Annotated in this window: 22 protein-coding genes; 18 read left to right on the forward strand and 4 right to left on the reverse strand. The window is 32.1% G+C overall.

Annotation, left to right across the window (positions count from 1 at the left end; genetic code table 11):
• Position 1 precedes the first annotated feature (1 nt).
• Both HB672_RS09145 and HB672_RS09150 read left to right on the forward strand, forming a co-directional pair.
• Complete coding sequence (locus HB672_RS09145) at positions 2-298, forward strand: chaperone modulator CbpM (RefSeq protein ID WP_167611316.1); 297 nt, start codon at positions 2-4, stop codon at positions 296-298.
• A gap of 9 nt (positions 299-307) precedes the next feature.
• On the forward strand, positions 308-1,228 hold the full coding sequence (locus tag HB672_RS09150) for a mechanosensitive ion channel family protein (RefSeq protein WP_167611319.1): 921 nt from the start codon (positions 308-310) through the stop codon (positions 1,226-1,228).
• Here HB672_RS09150 and HB672_RS09155 read toward each other — a convergent pair.
• Both HB672_RS09155 and HB672_RS09160 read right to left on the reverse strand, forming a co-directional pair.
• The gene (locus tag HB672_RS09155) at positions 1,225-1,593 is read right to left on the reverse strand and encodes a hypothetical protein (RefSeq protein WP_167611322.1); all 369 of its coding nucleotides are present in this window, start codon (positions 1,591-1,593) and stop codon (positions 1,225-1,227) included. The two genes, HB672_RS09150 and HB672_RS09155, sit on opposite strands and share 4 nt — an antisense overlap.
• Complete coding sequence (locus HB672_RS09160) at positions 1,590-2,231, reverse strand: hypothetical protein (protein ID WP_167611325.1); 642 nt, start codon at positions 2,229-2,231, stop codon at positions 1,590-1,592. Before HB672_RS09160 ends, HB672_RS09155 begins: the two co-directional genes overlap by 4 nt.
• A 281-nt stretch (positions 2,232-2,512) precedes the next feature.
• On the opposite strand from HB672_RS09160, the gene HB672_RS09165 reads away from it, so the two are divergent.
• From HB672_RS09165 to HB672_RS09220, 12 genes are all read left to right on the forward strand, one after another.
• Complete coding sequence (locus HB672_RS09165; RefSeq protein WP_167611328.1) at positions 2,513-3,172, forward strand: DUF6799 domain-containing protein; 660 nt, start codon at positions 2,513-2,515, stop codon at positions 3,170-3,172.
• Between the two features lie 60 nt (positions 3,173-3,232).
• The gene (locus tag HB672_RS09170; RefSeq protein ID WP_167611331.1) at positions 3,233-4,120 is read left to right on the forward strand and encodes a hypothetical protein; all 888 of its coding nucleotides are present in this window, start codon (positions 3,233-3,235) and stop codon (positions 4,118-4,120) included.
• A 174-nt stretch (positions 4,121-4,294) separates the two neighbouring features.
• Positions 4,295-5,608 (forward strand): TolC family protein, encoded by a 1,314-nt coding sequence (locus tag HB672_RS09175; RefSeq protein WP_167611334.1) that lies wholly within the window; start codon positions 4,295-4,297, stop codon positions 5,606-5,608.
• Positions 5,609-5,616: 8 nt separating this feature from the next.
• Positions 5,617-6,696, forward strand: a complete 1,080-nt coding sequence (locus HB672_RS09180; protein ID WP_167611337.1) for an efflux RND transporter periplasmic adaptor subunit — start codon at positions 5,617-5,619, stop codon at positions 6,694-6,696.
• 8 nt (positions 6,697-6,704) lie between these two features.
• Positions 6,705-9,899 carry an efflux RND transporter permease subunit gene (locus HB672_RS09185; protein WP_167611340.1) on the forward strand — a complete coding sequence of 1,065 codons (3,195 nt, stop codon included), beginning with the start codon at positions 6,705-6,707 and terminating at the stop codon, positions 9,897-9,899.
• Positions 9,900-9,905: 6 nt separating this feature from the next.
• A complete protein-coding gene (locus HB672_RS09190; RefSeq protein ID WP_167611343.1) occupies positions 9,906-10,211 on the forward strand; it encodes a hypothetical protein in 306 nt (101 codons plus the stop codon).
• Between the two features lie 17 nt (positions 10,212-10,228).
• A complete protein-coding gene (locus tag HB672_RS09195) occupies positions 10,229-10,438 on the forward strand; it encodes a DUF2892 domain-containing protein (protein ID WP_167611345.1) in 210 nt (69 codons plus the stop codon).
• 79 nt (positions 10,439-10,517) lie between these two features.
• Positions 10,518-11,126: a CDP-alcohol phosphatidyltransferase family protein gene (locus HB672_RS09200; protein WP_167611348.1), complete on the forward strand. Its 609-nt coding sequence runs from the start codon at positions 10,518-10,520 to the stop codon at positions 11,124-11,126.
• Complete coding sequence (locus HB672_RS09205; RefSeq protein ID WP_167611351.1) at positions 11,126-12,349, forward strand: metallophosphoesterase; 1,224 nt, start codon at positions 11,126-11,128, stop codon at positions 12,347-12,349. The genes HB672_RS09200 and HB672_RS09205 overlap by 1 nt, the downstream gene beginning before the upstream one ends.
• A gap of 50 nt (positions 12,350-12,399) precedes the next feature.
• Positions 12,400-12,915: a hypothetical protein gene (locus HB672_RS09210; RefSeq protein ID WP_167611354.1), complete on the forward strand. Its 516-nt coding sequence runs from the start codon at positions 12,400-12,402 to the stop codon at positions 12,913-12,915.
• Between the two features lie 5 nt (positions 12,916-12,920).
• Positions 12,921-13,376: a pyridoxamine 5'-phosphate oxidase family protein gene (locus HB672_RS09215; protein WP_167611357.1), complete on the forward strand. Its 456-nt coding sequence runs from the start codon at positions 12,921-12,923 to the stop codon at positions 13,374-13,376.
• A 6-nt stretch (positions 13,377-13,382) separates the two neighbouring features.
• Positions 13,383-13,643 carry a zinc ribbon domain-containing protein gene (locus HB672_RS09220; RefSeq protein WP_167611360.1) on the forward strand — a complete coding sequence of 87 codons (261 nt, stop codon included), beginning with the start codon at positions 13,383-13,385 and terminating at the stop codon, positions 13,641-13,643.
• Positions 13,644-13,651: 8 nt separating this feature from the next.
• On the opposite strand, the gene HB672_RS09225 is transcribed toward HB672_RS09220, so the two are convergent.
• On the reverse strand, positions 13,652-14,500 hold the full coding sequence (locus tag HB672_RS09225) for a C-GCAxxG-C-C family protein (RefSeq protein ID WP_167611362.1): 849 nt from the start codon (positions 14,498-14,500) through the stop codon (positions 13,652-13,654).
• Positions 14,501-14,623: 123 nt separating this feature from the next.
• Here HB672_RS09225 and HB672_RS09230 point away from each other — a divergent pair, with 123 nt between their 5' ends.
• The 4 genes from HB672_RS09230 to HB672_RS09245 all read left to right on the forward strand — a co-directional run bounded on the left by HB672_RS09230 (position 14,624) and on the right by HB672_RS09245 (position 18,151).
• The gene (locus HB672_RS09230; RefSeq protein WP_167611365.1) at positions 14,624-15,751 is read left to right on the forward strand and encodes a hypothetical protein; all 1,128 of its coding nucleotides are present in this window, start codon (positions 14,624-14,626) and stop codon (positions 15,749-15,751) included.
• 1 nt (position 15,752) lies between these two features.
• Positions 15,753-16,145, forward strand: a complete 393-nt coding sequence (locus HB672_RS09235; protein ID WP_208864201.1) for a nuclear transport factor 2 family protein — start codon at positions 15,753-15,755, stop codon at positions 16,143-16,145.
• Positions 16,146-16,155: 10 nt separating this feature from the next.
• Complete coding sequence (locus HB672_RS09240) at positions 16,156-16,914, forward strand: GNAT family N-acetyltransferase (protein ID WP_167611369.1); 759 nt, start codon at positions 16,156-16,158, stop codon at positions 16,912-16,914.
• Positions 16,915-17,053: 139 nt separating this feature from the next.
• Entirely contained in the window at positions 17,054-18,151 is a 1,098-nt protein-coding gene (locus HB672_RS09245; RefSeq protein ID WP_167611372.1) for a DUF6544 family protein, read from the forward strand.
• On the opposite strand, the gene HB672_RS09250 is transcribed toward HB672_RS09245, so the two are convergent.
• Positions 18,132-19,127 carry an MlaD family protein gene (locus HB672_RS09250; RefSeq protein WP_167611375.1) on the reverse strand — a complete coding sequence of 332 codons (996 nt, stop codon included), beginning with the start codon at positions 19,125-19,127 and terminating at the stop codon, positions 18,132-18,134. The genes HB672_RS09245 and HB672_RS09250 overlap by 20 nt on opposite strands.
• Positions 19,128-19,129 lie beyond the last annotated feature (2 nt).

Raw genomic sequence — 19,129 nt, forward strand, 5'->3', positions numbered from 1 at the left:
TATGGAAACAACAAAATTAATTTCAATACAACAGTTTTGTAAGTATTATAATGTTCCTAAAACATTTATTAATGCATTACATGAGTACGAATTGGTTGAAATAATAGTCACTAATGATGAAAATTATTTAAAAACTGCGCAACTCAATGAAGTTGAAAAAATGATGCGATTACACTACGATCTTGATATAAACCTTGAAGGTATTGACGCTATTTATAATTTGTTAAAGCAAGTGGAGACTTTGCAAAATGAAATAGTAACACTAAAAAACAGATTGGATTTTTATGAAAATTTCTAATAATTTTTGATGATAGATATACAGAAAATAGAACGATGGATAAATGATTACCCTTTGCTATGGAGCATTATAAAGTTTCTCATTTTAGCTGCAATAATCCTAATCATAGTAAAATTATTAAGAAAACAGTTAAAAAAAAACATACCTAATACAGCCATTCGCTATAAATCACAAAAAGGAATAGAAATTTTAGGATACATTTTATTAGTGATTATTGGTATTACTTACTTTACAGGAACCATTAAAGACTTCACACTTATAATAGGTTTATTTACTGCAGGAATTGCATTTACGTTGCAAGAATTAATATTAAGCATCGCAGGATCTCTTTATATTTTTTTAGTAAAAGTCTATGCTCCTGGAGATCGTATTGAAATTAATGGGATTAAAGGCGATGTTATTGATGTAGATAGTGTTTATACTACCATGATGGAAATAGGTGAGTGGGTAAGTAGCGATAATTACACTGGACGCATTGTGAAACTTAGCAATGCTTTTGTATTTAAAGGACCTGTCTATAACTATTCAAAAGACTTTCCCTTTATTTGGGATGAATTTAATTTACCAATTCGATATGGCTCAGACATAGATTTAGCAAAATCAATTGTTATTAAAATAGCCTCAGAAACACTTTCAGAATTTACTGCAAACTCAAAATCACAATGGAGAGATGTCGTTAATAAATACTACATAGAGGATGCTCAAGTAGATCCAACATTAGCTATCTCACTTACAGATAATTGGATACAATTTAACCTAAGATATATTGTCGATTTTAAGAAAAGACGAATTACAAAGCATCGATTAAACGATGCTATTAGAGCAGAAATAGAAAAAACGGATGGTAAAGTAATTTTGGCATCGACAACTATAGAGCTCATTAAGATTCCAGACTTAAAAATTGATGTAAATAAACAAACTAAAAGTTAACTTTTGCGCCTGTTTTTTACTGGAGTTCTAGTTCTCGAATGGTATTCTCGAATGTCATTACCATAATAGTTTTCAACTCTAACTTGTTTTGTTCGTCTTAGATTAATACCATTAAATCTTGAGGGTAATATATTCACGCTTATCCAAGCACCATTATCAAGATAAATGTACTTACGCAAAGTTAAATCGTAATAAATAGTATAATCTGGAAAGTAAACATATCTAACATTAACAACTCTGTTGGGATAAAACCATGGTGGTGTTGGGTGGCTTGGTCTGGATGAAATAATAACTGGACCACAACTTTCCAGACTTAAAAAAGCACCAAGTAAAAAGACGATACTTATAAATTTTGCTTTTTTCATGGCATATAATTTTCATTGATTATTCGTTTTTCTTCTAGGGACTTAATAATTGCAGTTACATAATTTGTAACTGTAGTATTAATTCGTTTAGGGTCTACAATATCATAAGATGCTACCCAAACTAATGACTTATCATTATTCTCTTTTAAATTATATAATGAGGCTTCTATATGGTAAATATCATATTTGTTATAATAGCCTTCGATTAGATAAACATCTTGAACCAGATAATAATAACGACCAAAACGTCTCCAATAATAATCTCTTCGGTAGGTATCACCACTATATGATACCTTTTCTTCTATGCCTTTTACTGCAGAAATTAAAATCGCATCAAATCCTTCATTGGAGATTCTTTTTACTTCGTTTTCAATATCTTCTTCGGTTTGTTTTAAACTAGTAAAAGTAGGTTTAAAGACATCATAACTTTCAACAGCATCAATACCTCTGTTTATAAGTTCTGTTTTTAATTGTTCTTCAAACATTTTTCGTGCAATCAAATTGTCGGTAAGGCCTACAATAAGTACTTTTTTGGGTTGATAATTTGTGTATTCTTTATTCACCCAAGTATCTGTCATTTTTGCTGCTGAGCAACTTGTGAGCAGCAATACTACTACGATATAATAAAATGATTTCATGGCTTTTATTTTTTTATACCATAAAATTATTTCAAACGCCTTGTTATTGCAATGATATATATCAGTCTAATGTTGTTAATTTTTAAATGCAAAATAGTAGTTAAAAAATGGCAGCTTCATAATTAATAAATATGAATAATAGGAAAAAGAATTTCTCTTAGTTTTTCAATATGCTTGTGTAACATAAGTTGCACAAATAAAGGCACTTAACTGATGGATATCATTTTGAAAAATTTAAATGGTAATTACATTTACATATTAATTTTTAAAAATAAAAAGTCATGAAAAAAGTAATGTTATTAATAGCGTTTGTGGTTTTTGGTACCGCAACACTAGCAGCCCAAGATCAAAAACAAGATAGAGATAGAGATCGTTTAATGCTTGTAGATGGTGATGTTTTGCAAATTAGAGATCAAGATCAAATACGATTAAAAGATAAAGTCACATTAAATGATGGTACTGTAATAAATCCAGATGGAACTTATTTTACTAGAGACCGTGTTAGATTACGTTTAAAAAATGGCGAATGTTTAGATATGGATGGTGTCAAATTCCGAAGTGAGTATCAATATAGATATAAAGTTAAGCAAGAAAACAAAGGCTTGACTGAGGCACAAATACAAACAAGAAACCAAAACAGAGTTCATTATATGCTTGTTGACGGCGAAGTTGTTCAAATAAGAAATCAATCTCAAAACCGATTACAGCAAAAGCTGAATCTAGCAGATGGAACAGTTTTAAATCCTGATGGAACTTATCAAACTAAAGAGCGCAAGCAATTGCGTTTAAAAGACGGTGAATGCCTAAATCTTGACGGGAAATTGTTTAAAAACACTTACCAGCACAGAAAAATGATTATTAAAAATAAAGCTGTAATGAAAAAAGTGCAAAAAAAGCCTGCTAAAAAAACTAAAGCAAAGAAGAAAATTGGAATAAAATAATGGTATTTAAAGCAGCTTTATGAATTCATAAAGCTGCTTTTGATCTAAACTTTATGAGTCATGAAAGTAAATATTACAAAAATCGTTACCGTTATAACAATTGTACTTTTTTTTAGCGAATTAAGTGGGCAAAGCGAAAATAATGTTAGTACAGCTAGTGATTCTTCTTACGTTTCTCTTGCAGTAAACTTTATTAGTGATGCTGTTTTTTTTGGTAGAAAAGATTCTATTTCCGCACCATATTTATATCCTTCGCTTACATACAATCATAAGTCTGGATTATATACTTCGGGTTCTTTTTCTTACCTCACAAAATCTAATCAAAATAGAATAGATTTATTTTTAATTTCGGGAGGTTACCAATTCACTTCTAAAAAATTTGATGGTGACATTTCCGTAACAAAATACTTCTTTAACGACGATAGTTACAATGTTATTTCAGAAGTTGAAGCCGATATCACAGGGCTTTTTTCGTACGATTTTGAAGTTCTTAATCTTGCATTAGCTTCAAGTGCGTATTTTAATAGTAATAGTAGTTCGGATTTTTTACTGGCTTTAGAAACTAGTCATGATTTTGTCTCTAACAATGAAAAACTTCAAATATCTCCAACCGCAGGACTCTATTTAGGCTCACAAAATTTCTATGAACAATATTATATAAATAACCGTTTTGGAAATGGGCAAAGACAAGGTAAAGGTCAAGGAAGTGGTGGTACTGGAGATGTAACAACTACCAGTGTAATAATGGATGAAAGTAAGAAATTCGAAGTTTTGGCTATTGAATTTAGTCTGCCAATGTGGTATGTGCACGAGTCGTTAATATTTACGTTTTTACCTGTGTATGTTTTACCTCAAAACTCTTCTGCACTTACTGTCGACACAGAGGTTTATGAAGAAGATTTGAAGGACACCTTTTATTTTGTGTTAGGTGTTAGTTATAGATTTTAGAAAATAAAAATACAATTGATTATTCACATTAATAATTATGAACAGGCAAATTATATTGAGTCTCTTGACGAATTAATTTATTAATTGTTTAGTAACATAGGTTACTTAATGAAGTAACAATGGTTACTGACTCTGCTTCTTTAAGAACTTAATTTTGCATCAAATTAAAAGATAATGAAGCACAATACATACATATTAACCATCATGCTTTTACTAATGACATCGATAGTAAAGGCACAAGAAACGTTTCCAATTTCTAAAGTAGATGTTTTAAATAGGGTTTCTAAGGAAAACTTATCAATAAAAATTTCGGAACAGGAATTTTTTCAAGCTAGAGCAGACTATAGACAAACCAATGCTGTTTTTTTACCAAACATTACAGCATCCCATACTGGAATTGCAACCACAAACCCATTGATGGCTTTTGGTTCTAAATTAAACCAAGAAATTCTAAATCTAAATGATTTCAATCCTAGTTTGTTAAATAACCCTTCTCAAATTGAGAATTATGCAACCAAAATTGAGATTCAACAACCACTAATTAATGTGGATGGCATTTATCAGCGCAAAGCTGCAAAGTCAAAAATGGAGGCTATGTCTTTGCAAACCCAAAGAACTACAGACTATTTAATGTTTGAAGTCGATAAAGCTTATATGCAGTTGCAATTGGCCTATAAAGGTGTAGATGTTTTAGAGCTAGCGTTGGAAACAGCTAATGAAAATAAAAAACTAGCTGATAATAGTTATAAGCAAGGTTATTTACAACGTGCCGATGTTTTGTCTGTTGAAGTTAGAGTTACCGAAATTAAAAACCAGTTACAAACAGCCAAAAGTAATGTGGAAAACGCATCAAACTATTTATCTTTTTTAATGAACACAAATACGAATGCTATTCTAAAACCAACAGATAGTTTAACAGTTTCTAATGTTAATCTATATGCTAATGAAAGCATTACCGAAAATCGTTCTGATATTAAAGCAATGTATTTAGCCCTAAATGCTTATGAGGCGATGAATAAAGCTGATAAAATGGCTTTTCTTCCACGACTAAACGCTTTTGGAAGTTATGAGCTTTACGACGACAAAGTCTTTCAAGGTGACGCAAATGGCTATTTATTTGGAGCACAATTAAGCTGGAATATTTTTGAAGGTTCTAAACGTTTTGGAAAAGCACAAAAGAGCAAAGCAGAATTTGATAAGTCTAAGCTAGAGTATGAGCAATATGTATCGCAAAGTAATTTAGAATTAAATAAAGCGAAGCGAATGCTAACCGATGCTGAAAACAGATTGAATTTAACACAATTAGCACTAGAACAATCTAAAGAATCCTTAAGGATTAGAACAGACAGGTTTGAAGAAGGATTAGAAAAAACGTCAGATTTGTTAGCAGCAGAAACACAGTATGCTCAAAAGCAATTAGAGTATTATCAAACCATTTTCGAATATAATTACGCACAAGCATATTTACAATTTCTAACTAAAGAATAATTATTAAGATGAAAAAATACATATACATATTAGCAATCACTACAGTATCACTATTAATATCAAGTTGTGGTAGTGACGACAAGAAAGTTGTAGCCGATAATACAGCACCAATCGCAGTAAAAATCAACAATGCTTCGGCAAATAATAATAGTCCATTTTTAGCTGTTAGTGGTAAAATTCAATCGGTTAATAGTGCCGACTTAAGTACTCGTATGATGGGTTTTGTTTCTAAAATCTATGTAAATGTTGGTGACAAAGTAAAGAAAGGACAGTTATTGGTGTCTATTAATAATGCCGATTTACAAGCAAAACGCGCGCAAGTCGCTGCAAGCATTACGGAAGCAACAGCTGCATTCAATAATGCTCAAAAAGACTACAAACGTTTTAAAAATCTGTTTACAAACAATAGCGCATCACAAAAAGAACTAGACGATATAACAGCACATTACGAGATGACTAAAGCACGTTTGGAAGCTGCTAATCAAATGAAAAATGAAGTAAATGCGCAATTTGCATATTCAAATATTACCGCTCCTTTTAGTGGTGTTATTACTGGGAAAACAGTAAAAATTGGAGATATGGCTAATCCAGGGCAACCACTGATTTCTTTAGAATCTCCAGGGAATTTTGAGGTGATTGCAATGGTGCCTGAAACCGAGATTTCACAAATAAAGAATAACGTTGAAGTTGATGTTTTGGTTAAATCTATAAACAAAGCATTGAAAGGAAAGGTTTCTGAAGTTAGTTCATCAGCTAAGCATACAGGTGGACAATATTTGGTAAAAATCACTTTAAATAAAAGCGATGCCAATATTCTATCAGGTATGTTTGCGACAGTACAATTTCCAGTCGATAAAAACTCAACTACTGAATTAGTTTTAATTCCAACTGAAGCTATAATCACAAAAGGGCAGCTCTCAGGTGTGTATACAGTTAGTCAAAGTAATACAGCATTGTTACGTTGGTTACGTTTGGGTAGGACTTATGGAGACCAAGTAGAAGTATTATCTGGCTTATCTGTTAATGAATCATACATTTTATCAGCTGAAGGAAAACTCTATAATGGAGTAAAAGTAACTATTCAATAACTATAATTATGAAAGAAGGTTTAGCAGGAAAAATAGCCAAAAGCTTTATAGGATCTAAACTTACGGTACTTTTAATGATCGTATTTATGGTTATTGGAGTGTACAGTTCGTTTTTAATTCCAAGAGAGGAAGAGCCACAAATAGATGTGCCAATTGCAGATATTTTTGTTGGTTATCCTGGAGCAAGTCCAACAGAAGTCGAGTCTCGTGTTATAAAACCATTAGAAAAACTTATTTCTAATATTAAAGGCGTAGAGTATGTGTATTCTACATCTATGAAAGAGCAGGGAATGGTGATTGTACAGTTTTATGTGGGCGAAGATATTGAGCGTTCGTTTGTAAAACTCTACAACGAAATAAACAAACACATGGATCAAATGCCACAAGGCGTGACGTTCCCATTAGTAAAAACACGTGCCATTGACGACGTGCCAATGCTTGGATTAACACTTTGGAGTGAAAATTATGACGATTTTCAGCTCAACCAAATGGCACAGGAGCTCACGAGTGAAATTGAAAAGATTAATGATGTAGCAGTAACTCATAAAATAGGAGGTAGAGACCGTCAATTACGTGTAGTATTGGATAAAGATAAATTGGCAGCCAGTGGGTTGGATTTTTTATCTGTTTCAGAAATGATAAAAGCCAATAACCAGCAATTAAGTTCTGGAAAATTTAATAAAAGCGATACAGAATTTTTAGTAACCACTGGAAAGTTTTTAGAAACAGTTACAGATGTTGAGAATTTGGTAGTTGGTGTACAACAAAATCAGCCAATTTATTTAAAACAAATAGCAACTATTGTTGATGGACCAGAAATACCAAACAAATACGTGTCTCTTGGTTTTGGAGCAGCTAGCCAAAAAGCTGAAACCTATAAATCAGAATATCCAGCAGTAACTATTTCAGTTGCAAAAAGAAAAGGAGCAGATGCGATGAAAATTTCTGATGTGATCCTTGATAAGGTTGAGCATTTAAAAAAGACGCTTATTCCTGATGATGTTCATGTCGAGGTTACTAGAAACTATGGAGAAACAGCTTCACAAAAAGTTTCAGAACTGTTAATGCACCTTATAGGAGCTATTATTGCTGTAACGCTTGTAGTGATGCTTGCTATGGGTTGGCGAGGAGGTTTGGTAGTATTTTTATCAGTGCCAATTACGTTTGCTTTAACGCTTTTGAGTTATTACATGCTTGATTATACGCTTAACCGAATTACCTTATTCGCCTTAGTGTTTGTAACTGGGATTGTTGTCGATGACTCTATTATTATTGCCGAAAATATGCACAGGCATTTTAAAATGAAACGTTTGCCATTTAAACAGGCAGCATTGTATGCAATTAATGAGGTTGGAAATCCAACTATTTTAGCAACATTTACAGTTATAGCCTCAGTATTACCAATGGCATTTGTATCTGGTTTAATGGGACCATATATGAGTCCGATGCCGATAGGAGCATCGATAGCCATGTTGTTGTCTCTATTTGTGGCTTTGACCATAACACCGTATTTAGGATATATTTTCCTTCGTGAAAAAGATAAAAAAGGTAAAGTTAAAAATGCTGAAAAGCCAATGGAAGAGACATTTATCTTCAAGGTTTATTCAAAATTTGAAACGCCACTAATTGAAAACAAAACCAAGCGTTGGTTGTTTTTAGGGATTACATTCTTATTGTTATTGGGTTCGGTGAGTTTATTTTTTACCAAATCGGTTGCTGTAAAAATGTTGCCTTTCGATAATAAAAATGAGTTTCAAGTAGTCATAGATATGCCAGAAGGGACAACTCTTGAAAGAACAGGTGTTGTAACTAAAGAAATAGCTCAATATTTATCAAAAAGACCAGAGGTAGTTAATTATCAAAGTTATGTTGGTACGTCTGCTCCAATAACCTTTAACGGATTGGTTAGACATTACGATTTACGTGGTGGAAGTAATATGGCAGATATTCAAGTAAATCTAACTGATAAGCATGATAGAAGTGCCCAAAGCCATGACATTGCTAAATCGATGCGTGATGATATTCAAAACATCGGTGAGAAATTTAATGCCAATATTAAATTGGTAGAAGTACCTCCAGGGCCTCCAGTATTGTCAACTATTGTTGCTGAAATATATGGACCAGATTACAATAAACAAATTGAAGTAGCTAATGAGGTCCAAAACATTTTAAATAACACAGTTGATGTTGTTGATGTAGATTGGATGGTTGAAGATGACCAAGTTGAATATGAATTTGTGATAGACAAAGAAAAAGCTATGCTTTATGGAGTAGCTCCACAACAAATAGCCTATACTATGAATATGGCTTTATCTAACAGAGCTATTACAACATTGTATGATGAAGACGCTGTAAATCAAGTTGGTTTGGTATTAGCTTTAGAAGAAAAAGAAAAATCTACTATTACAGATATTTCTCAGCTCAAAGTGAGGTCTCAACAAGGTAATATGGTTCCAATAGCAGATTTGGTAGACATTAAACAAAATACAAGAGCCAAAAGTATTTATAGGAAAAACCAAAAGCGTGTGGTATATGTGTTAGCAGATATGGCAGGTGAATTGGAAAGTCCTGTATATGCCATTTTAGGAATGGAAGATAAGTTAAAATCTATTGACCTTCCTGAAGGGTATGCTATAAATGAATTGTATTTAAATCAACCTGAATTTGAAGACGATTATACCGTAAAATGGGATGGTGAATGGCAAATTACACTTGAGGTATTTAAAGATTTAGGAATTGCCTTTTTAGGAGTTATCATTATCATCTACATCTTAATTGTTGGCTGGTTTCAAAACTTTAAAGCACCTATTGTAATGATGGTTGCTATACCATTATCCTTGGTTGGAATTGTATTAGGTCACTGGGTTATGGGAGCCTTTTTTACAGCGACATCTTTTATTGGTATGATTGCTTTAGCAGGAATCATGGTGAGAAATTCAGTACTACTCATCGACTTTGTAAATTTAAGATTAGATGAAGGTATCCCATTAAAACAAGCGGTAATTGAAGCAGGCGCAGTAAGAACAACGCCAATCTTGTTAACAGCAGGAACAGTTGTTATTGGAGCATTTGTGATTTTGTTTGATCCAATTTTTCAAGGATTGGCTATTTCATTAATGGGAGGAACCATTGTGAGTACAGTTCTTACCTTGTTGGTTGTGCCATTAGTGTATTATATGATTGAAAAGAAGAATTATAAATAGAAAAAAATGAAATTAGTAATAGTAACAGCAGTTGAAGAATTTCAAAATGAGGTTTTGAAGTTGTTTAAAAAAGCAAATATCGAGAGTTTTAGTAGCTCAGATATTGATGGTTATAAAAACATACCTTCTGTATTAAGGACGTCAAGTTGGTTTCCAAGTAAAAAAGGAGGTAACGAATCGAGCATGTTTTTTTCTTTTACAGATGAAAAACATATTGATACGCTATTCGACTTAATAAAAACGTACAATAAAAATTTGGAAACGAATAATCCTATTAAGGCGATTGTAGTTCCTATTGAAAAATTTATATAAACTAAAAATTAATAAAAATGTTAAATACATATTTTAGAGTAATCGTAGGTGCAATGGTGTTATTGAGTGTTGTACTTTCTGTTTATGTAAGCCCAAAATGGATGTGGTTTACTGTGTTTATTGGTGTAAACTTAATACAATCGGCATTTACAAAATGGTGTTTATTAGAAACTATACTTGTGAAATTGGGCGTTAAAAAAAGAGGGGAAGGTTGCGAAATACATTAATAAAAAGTTAAACTTATAACTGACATTTCTCATTTTTAATACACAATGTTTCATGTATTTTTATGAAAATTAAAAGTGTATGCTCACATTTAAAAACTATAATATAGCCGATTGGTTTTCGTTTTACAGAGTTATAGCAGCGCCTTTTCTTGTGTTATTATTATGGCTAGACGAAAGACAACTTTTTGCATGGTTTTTATTGATTAGTTACTCAACTGATGCTATTGATGGGTATTTAGCTAGAAAGCTCAAAATAACAAGTCCAAGAGGCTCACAATTGGATTCTTTTGGTGACCAAATAACGCTTGTGGTTGGGTTGATTGGACTACTTGTTTTTGAAAACGAATTCATCAAAAAAAACATCCTATTAATAAGCATTGCATTTGTACCTTATATCATACAAATGATTATTGCTTATTTTAAATATGGTAAGGCTACAGCATTTCATACATATTTTGCTAAATTATCTGCGATTATCCAAAGTGCTTTTATTTTATATTCTTTGTTTTTTGCTCCAAATTACACCTTGTTTTATATCATGATTGTATTCGGACTCATAGAAACTTTTGAAGAGATAACACTTATTTTTATGTATGATAATTGGGCGTCAGATGTGAAAGGCATTTATTGGGCGCTTAGAGATAAACGTCGTTTAAAAAAGGACAAAAACCAGCATAATATTCTCTAATGCGTAGCTACTCAATATTTACTATTTTACTTTTGTGTATTGCAATATTGGTAGTAGATATCTTTGCTTTCTTTTGGTTGCAATCTATAACCCAACTTATTGATTCTGTTTTTTTTAGAAATGCCATCCATATTGCGTTTTGGGTTTTTACTATTGGGCTTATTGTATCCATAATGGTACTAAAAGTGAGATTGGATGATATTGACCCTAGAAGAAAACAACTGCTCGTATCTTCATTGTATGGGTTAACAATATCTTCATTTATTCCCAAATTAATTTTTGTAATTGTTATTTCAATTCTATTTTTTACAAACTTTGTGTTTTCAGAAAAAGAACCACTCTTGGTTATTCCATTTATAGGTTTGTTTTCTGGATTTCTTCCTTTTTTTGTGATTGCCTTTGGCATTTTTAAGTCAATTTATAATTTTAAAACCTATCATTTAAAAATTGTATTCAAAGACTTACCTGAAACCTTTGATGGTTTAAGAATTGTACATATTTCCGATTTACATTTGGGTAGTTTTAATTATCGATTTCATATTCTAAAGCGTGCTGTAAGTAAGATTAATCATTTAAAACCCGACCTCATTTTCTTTACTGGAGATTTAGTAAATAATTATGCTTGGGAGCTACGTGGATGGACTAGAGTATTCAGGGAATTATCTTCGACAATAGGAAAATATGCAGTTTTGGGGAATCATGACTATGGAGATTATAGTGAATGGAGTTCCAAAAAAGAAAAGCAAGAAAATTTTAAAGCTATTAAGGATTTTTATAAAGAGAACGATTTTAATTTATTGCTTAATCAATCGGATATTATTGAAAAAAACAATGCTAAAATAGCAATTATTGGTGTTGAAAATTGGGGTAATCCACCGTTTAAACAATATGGCGATTTACCAAAAGCGATTAAAAAAGGAGAAGCCATTCCATTTAAAATACTACTATCTCACGACCCATCACATTGGACAGAAGAAGTGGTTGATAAAACCAATATAGCATTAACATTATCAGGGCATACACATGGTATGCAAGCTGCTTTTCAATATAAACAATTACAATGGAGCCCCATAAAATATAAATACAAGCATTGGGCAGGTTTATACAATAGTGAAAACCAATATTTGCATGTCAATCGAGGTTTAGGTTGGTTAGGTTTTCCAGGGAGATTAGGCATGCGACCTGAAATTAGTTTAATAGAGCTAAAGGCCGAGACTGATTAATATCATAGTCTAAAACGTAAATATTAAATAACTTAGACGAAATGTGAACCATGTATCCTAAAAAGAAAATATTATTACTTGTTTTATTTACGGGAATGTTTTTGTTGCTATTTGGAATTTGGTATAAATATCAATACTCCATGGATACAGCTAAAGAGTTTCAAGTAAATTCTCCCGATTACAGTCGTAAAATTGTTATTGCTACCCAAGGCAGTGAATTTAAAAATATGGTTACTAAGGAGGTTATTAACCATTTCGAGGAAGATTCAATATTTATTAAAGTTATTGATGTGTCTTCGTTGCCAAAAATTCAACCTAAAGATTATAATGCTGTTGTATTAATGCACACATGGGAAAACTGGAAGCCTCCAGCTGAGGTTAAAGAATTTATAAACAGAACAGCCTCAGAAAAAAGCAAAATTATTGTACTTACTACATCAGGACAAGGCTCTTATAAAATGGATGGTGTTGATGCTATTACTGGAGAATCTAACTTAGAGGAAATAGAAACTTTTTCGCAAAAAATAATCGATAAATTAAGTCCATTATTAAAACCTAAACTGTAATAAAGATGATAAAAAACTTAGAAAAAAAAGAAATCAAGTTCATACTTGAAAATAATTATATAGGTTACTTATCATACATATATAAAAGTAAACCTTATGTCGTACCAGTTACTTATTATTTTGACCAAGTTAACAATGCTATTATTTGCTATTCAGGAGAAGGTCATAAAATAACAGCAATGAGAAAAAATAATGCAGTATCACTTCAGGTTTCTGAAATTTCTACTGTAAATAATTGGAAATCGGTATTGGTTCATGGTAAGTTTGAGCAGCACTTTGGTAGTGATGCTAAGGCATATCTTCATGCCTTTTCTTTAGGTGTTAAGGATGTTATTATGGAAAAAGAACATATAAAACTGGATTATATAAGCGAGTTTTCTAGTAAGGTTTATAAAGGAGATAATCCTATTGTGTATTTAATTAAAATAGAAGAAATTACTGGCAAAAAAAGATTGAAATAAAAGATTATGAAAATTGCAAGTAAGTTTTGTCAAAGTTGTGGGATGCCAATTAAGGATGCTCCTGAAATTGGAGATACAAATGAAGATGGCTCTAAAAGTATTAAATTTTGTAGCTATTGTTATCAAAAAGGAGAATTCACATTTAAAGGAAACGCAAAGGAAATGCAAAAATTTTGTAAAGATAAAATGATAGAAAATGGACACCCAAAATTTATTGCTTGGTTATTTACAAGAGGCATTCCGAGATTAGAGCGTTGGAAAAAATAGCTATATACTCATGCATTGGCTAACACATTAATAAGTTTTTTGCATCCTCCTTGTTTTATATATTCGGTGTGATCTTTTAAATCCTTGAATTTTTTCCCACAAATATCATTGCATAGTATTTTTTTATCAGTTTCTTTATTAAAAGTCTTCAATATTTTTTTAGCCGTTTTGTTGTTGAAGAAAGGGGGATTTTTGGTTGTGTTCACTCGACACCAATCTAGCATACGTTTCCATATAGTGGTACTTAATGCACCACAAGCATTCCCACTCAAACCAAGACCACCAGCAAATCCCGCAACCATCACAGTTTCTTCATAACTAGCTCCCATTTGTTTCAAAACTTCTGATGTGCAACACAATGGCTTGTCTACTATAACAACATCTGCCGACAGACTTTTAGTTGCTGTTTCAACTGCTTCTGGTGCCCATTTTTCAGCGAGATTAAAGCAAAGACTATTGTTCATCCCTTGAAGTGTGGTTTTAAGCATAAATTTTGTCATACCCAAAATAGTTGCAAGATTATAACCAATTATGTCTTTACAATTTGTAGCTCCAGAGGTTTTTACAAAAGAGGTGATGATGTCTTGTGTTGCATTAACTGCAATGGTAATGGCTTTGTCAAGATTTTTATGTTTACGGAAAGATTCGGCTCCAATTGCCAAAGCTGTTCCCCAAAGCATCCCACATTGATGGCCTTGGTTTAAAATGCCTCCTGCTAATGGATTAAGAGCACGCTCTTCATGCTCGATTGATTGCTCAAATTCACGATTTAATAAATGCGCAAAAGTTCTAGAGCATGTTTGACATTTTCTAAAAACTTCTTTGGCATCATTCTGGTTTTTTATTGATGCTTTCATTTTATTTAAAATTAAATTCTTTTTTAAGATAATGTTTGTATTAAATATTATAAATGATATATATCATTTTATAAATCATTGATAACGAGTAGATTTAGTGTGCAATTCAAAAACTTAGAACTAATGAAAACAATAATAACTTTATTTGTTACACTCTGTTCAATAGTCTCTTTTGGACAAACAGAGAATGAAGGTGTCATCATTATTGATAAGATACAACAGGATGATACTTATCGCGCTGGAGAATCCATAAAAGTAAATGCTGTGATACAAGGAGACTTGGTCATCGCTGGAGGAAAGCTTATTGTTAATGATAGTATTATTGGAGACTTAACTGCAGCTGGAGGAGAATTATTTCTCAACAGTTATATAGCAGATGACGTTCGTATAGCGGTAGGAAGGACTACAATCGACTCAGAAATAGGTGATGATTTAGTTGTTTTTGGTGGGGAAGTTATCCTCACGGAAAACGCCATAATTCAAGGAAACCTAAATTGCTTTGCTGGAAATATTAAAATAAATGGCAAAGTGTTCGGAAAACTTGACATTAAAGGTGGCGATGTCCTAATAAATGGAACTATAAGAGAAGCCTCAAAAATAGTTGGGGAAGATATTACCATTGGGTCAAATGCTAAATTCTATAAAGATGTTGAATATTGGCATAGCGATGGAGAGATAGAATTCAACAATACACTTGTAAATACTCAAGCGCAATTCAATGAAAATCTTAAAGAAGATGCAACGCAGCTATCTTTAACAACCTTTGGTACGAAGTCGTTGTCATTATGGGTAAAATATATTTTATCTGCTTTTCTAGGAATTCTTGTTTTTCATGCGCTCTTTAAACACGCATTTTCTACAGCTGTTGAAGGCTTAGAAAATAACTGGCTTAAAAGTTTTGGCTTTGGATTGGTTTACCTCATTGGTATTCCATTATTAATTGTCGTAACGTTATTAATGATTATTGGTATCCCAATTGGGCTCTTCGCAACTGCTATATTTATATTTAGTTTGTTTTTCGGTCATTTTGTTGCTTCAATATTACTTGCCTATTATTTCAAGTATAAAAAGAATAAGAATTGGGGCTTTTGGAGTATTACATTGATAGCTTTAGGATTCACCATCTTAATGCGTCTACTTACTACTATACCGTATGTAGGAATAGTTATTTCTGTTGTTATACTGTCAATTACTTATGGTGCATTGACCTTGAAGGTTATACATACAAAAAAGCAACGGGTTGTAAATTAAGATGATGAATAAAGAACATCCAAATATCAGTATTTTAAAGAGGTTCAATCCTGCAAATCCTAATACCTTGGTTGAGGTTTTAGCCGAAGATTTCGTTTGGCATTATATTAATCCGAAACTGACTGAGTTAGAAGGAGATTATTCTGGCCTCACAGGTTTAACGGATTTCTTCCAAAAAATCGCAGATCGTACTAGTGGTTCCTTTAAGGTAAATCCTATATCCATTATCCCTCTTGGAGATGAACTAATCATCACACATGTTAAAGACACCATGGTGCTAGATGGTAGAACAATGAAGGTTGACGCTGTTGTGCTATGGTGTATTATCGATGGTGAGATTAAAGAAGCTTGGGATATTCCTGCTATACATACCTCTAAAGTTATAGAATCATAAAATAGAAACTATGAAAATTATAGAAGTGACACCCAATAATGTGGAACAAGAAACATTGTTCTGTATTAAAGATATAAAAAAGCCTGGTTTTGAAAGTAAGCGTAAATGGTTTGAAAAACGCTATAAAGAAGGTTTGCACTTAAAAATATTAAAGGACAATAGCGATAAAATGCTCGGGTTTATAGAATATATCTCAGCTAATCAAGCATGGAGACCTGTAAATGCTGAAAATTTTATGTTTATACACTGTCTAGTTGTTTATTCTAAAAAAGACAGAGATAAGGGTTATGGTTCTTTACTAATTAATGAGGCCGAAAAAGAGACTAAAAAGCAGCAAATGTCAGGCTTATGTGTTATGACAAGTGATGGCTCATGGATAGCAAATAAAACCATTTTCGAAAAATATGGCTTTGCAGAAGTAGATAGAAGAGGTAGATTCGAATTGTTATCAAAAACATGGGACAAGAATGCCGATATTCCAAAACTTTTCGACTGGACAAAGCAGCAAAAAAAGTATAAAGGTTGGCATTTAGTGTATGCAGATCAATGTCCTTGGCATGAAAAATCTGCCTTTGATTTGTTGAATACCGCAATGGATTATGGTGTCGATTTAAAAGTCACCAAGATAAATTCTGCAAAAGAAGCCAAAAATGCACCTTCAGGTTATGGTGTGTTTAATCTTTTACACGATGGAAAGTTATTAGAAGATCATTATATAAGTGCTACTAGGTTTAAGAATATTCTTAATAAGGAAGTTGAAAATTTATAATCAAGACTGACCAATATCATTTTGTAAATAACCTTCAATTTTTACATTAGTACTATGACCTATAATGTGCTATTATGAAAATTTATCTTAAACTACTGGTTGCGGTATTACTTCTAATATTTTTTACTGTTTTATTTGTATGAAAATTATTTTTGCATTAATAGTGATTATTCATGCACTTATCCATTTATTGGGTTTTGTAAAAGCATTTCAATTAGCAGAAATAACACAATTAACCCAAAACATTTCAAAACCAATTGGAATGCTTTGGTTGTTCGCTACAATAGCTTTTTTGATTTCAATAACCTTGGTTCTACTTAAAAAAGATTGGTGGTTTTTTGTTGCATTAATAGCTGTGATAATCTCTCAAACCCTGATTATCATATATTGGAAAGATGCCAAATTTGGCACGATTGCAAATGCAATTATACTTTTGGTTAGTATTTCAGCTTATGGTAATTATCGATTCAATAAAATGGTTCAAACAGAATCAAAACAAATATTACAAAACATTAAAGTTGAAAATCTTCCTATAGTTTCTAAATCAGCTATTAATCATCTGCCAGAAATTGTTCAAAAATGGATGCTAAATTCTGGTGTTATTGGGAAAGAACAAATGGTTTCGGTTCACTTAAAACAAGTTGGAGAAATGCGAATAAAACCAGATGGTAATTGGATGCCATTTACTGCAACGCAGGATTTTAATGTTAAAAATCCTGCATTTGTTTGGGCGACCAAAGTTAAAGTAATGCCAATAATAAGTATGGTAGGTCGTGATAAACTCTATAATGGAGAAGGAGAGATGCTCATTAAATTAGCCTCTTTAATCCCAGTTGTAAATGAAGGTAAAAACGATAAGATTAACCAAGGAGCTATGATCCGGTTTTTAGCTGAAATATGTTGGTTCCCTTCAGCAGTTATAAATGATAACATTACTTGGGAAAGCATTAATGACACTTCTGCCAAAGCAACATTAACAATTAATGATAAGAGTGTATTAGGCTTATTTACATTTTCAGATGAAGGTAATTTAATGTCATTTGAAGCCCAACGCTATTATGGAGGAAAAAATGATTCTAAACTTGAAAAATGGTACGTTGAAATGCTCTCTCATAAGACTTTTAATGGTATTACGATTCCAAATAAAAGTAGTGTTACTTGGAAATTAAAAGAAGGAGATTTTAATTGGCTTCAATTAGAAATCACTAATCTAAAATTCAATCATTCTCTTTTTTAGCTTCTCTTTTTTCTTGACGCTCCAGTTTTCTAAAATAACCTCTAGTTAAAAAGTTATGTTTTAAAGCTTCCATATTCTGGTTAAACTTATCAGTGCCTTCATTGATGTTTTTAAGAGTGGTTTTTAGGCTATTTACTAGAGAGGTATCTTTTAAAATATAATTGTAAGCACCTTCATCACTTGAATTAAAATCTTCTACAGTGGCATTAATGCTCGATAACACGTTTTCAATCTCTATGCTTGATGTTTCTAGGTGACCAACAATATTTTTAAGCTTTTCACCAGAGATGGTATCATTCATTAGCATACCTAACACTGTTTCATCATTTGTTTTAAGTGAAGAAATTATTGTATTTAATTCGTTTATGGTGTTTGTGGCACTTCTACTCGCAAGCTTAAGGTTGGTGACAGATTGTTTTAAATCTTGCGCCATGATTGTATCGTTTAAAAGTAATCCAACAGTTCCCTTACCTTTAAGCATTGCTGTGGTGATTTTTAGTAAATCTGAGGTTAGTATAGCTGCGTTTTCTGAACTAACGCTTAAAGTACTTAAAATGTCATCAGCACCAATCTTACTGTACGACTCAATGGTGTCTCCATTGCTAATAATGTCTGAGTGGCCGTTTCCAGGAACAATATTTAAAATCATGTTTCCGACCAAACCATCAGACCCAATTGTTGCAATGGCATCTTTTTTTATGTGTGTGATTATTTTTTCGTCTATCGACATTTCTACTTTTATAGTAGAATCGTTAATCATGGTTATGTCTTTAACTGTTCCTATATCAATTCCAGAGTAACGAACATTATTGCCGTTTTGTAAGCCATTCACATTTTGAAAATAAGCACTTATGGTAAAAGTTTTTTTGAACATATTTTGGCGTTGACCTATAAGATATACACCTACTATAAATAGTACAGTTCCTGTAATAACAAATAGGCCTAACCGTAATTTTTGTGAGTTTGTATTTTTCATAG

It is taken from the genome of Gaetbulibacter sp. S0825, from assembly GCF_011777505.1.
Taxonomy (GTDB): domain Bacteria; phylum Bacteroidota; class Bacteroidia; order Flavobacteriales; family Flavobacteriaceae; genus Pontimicrobium.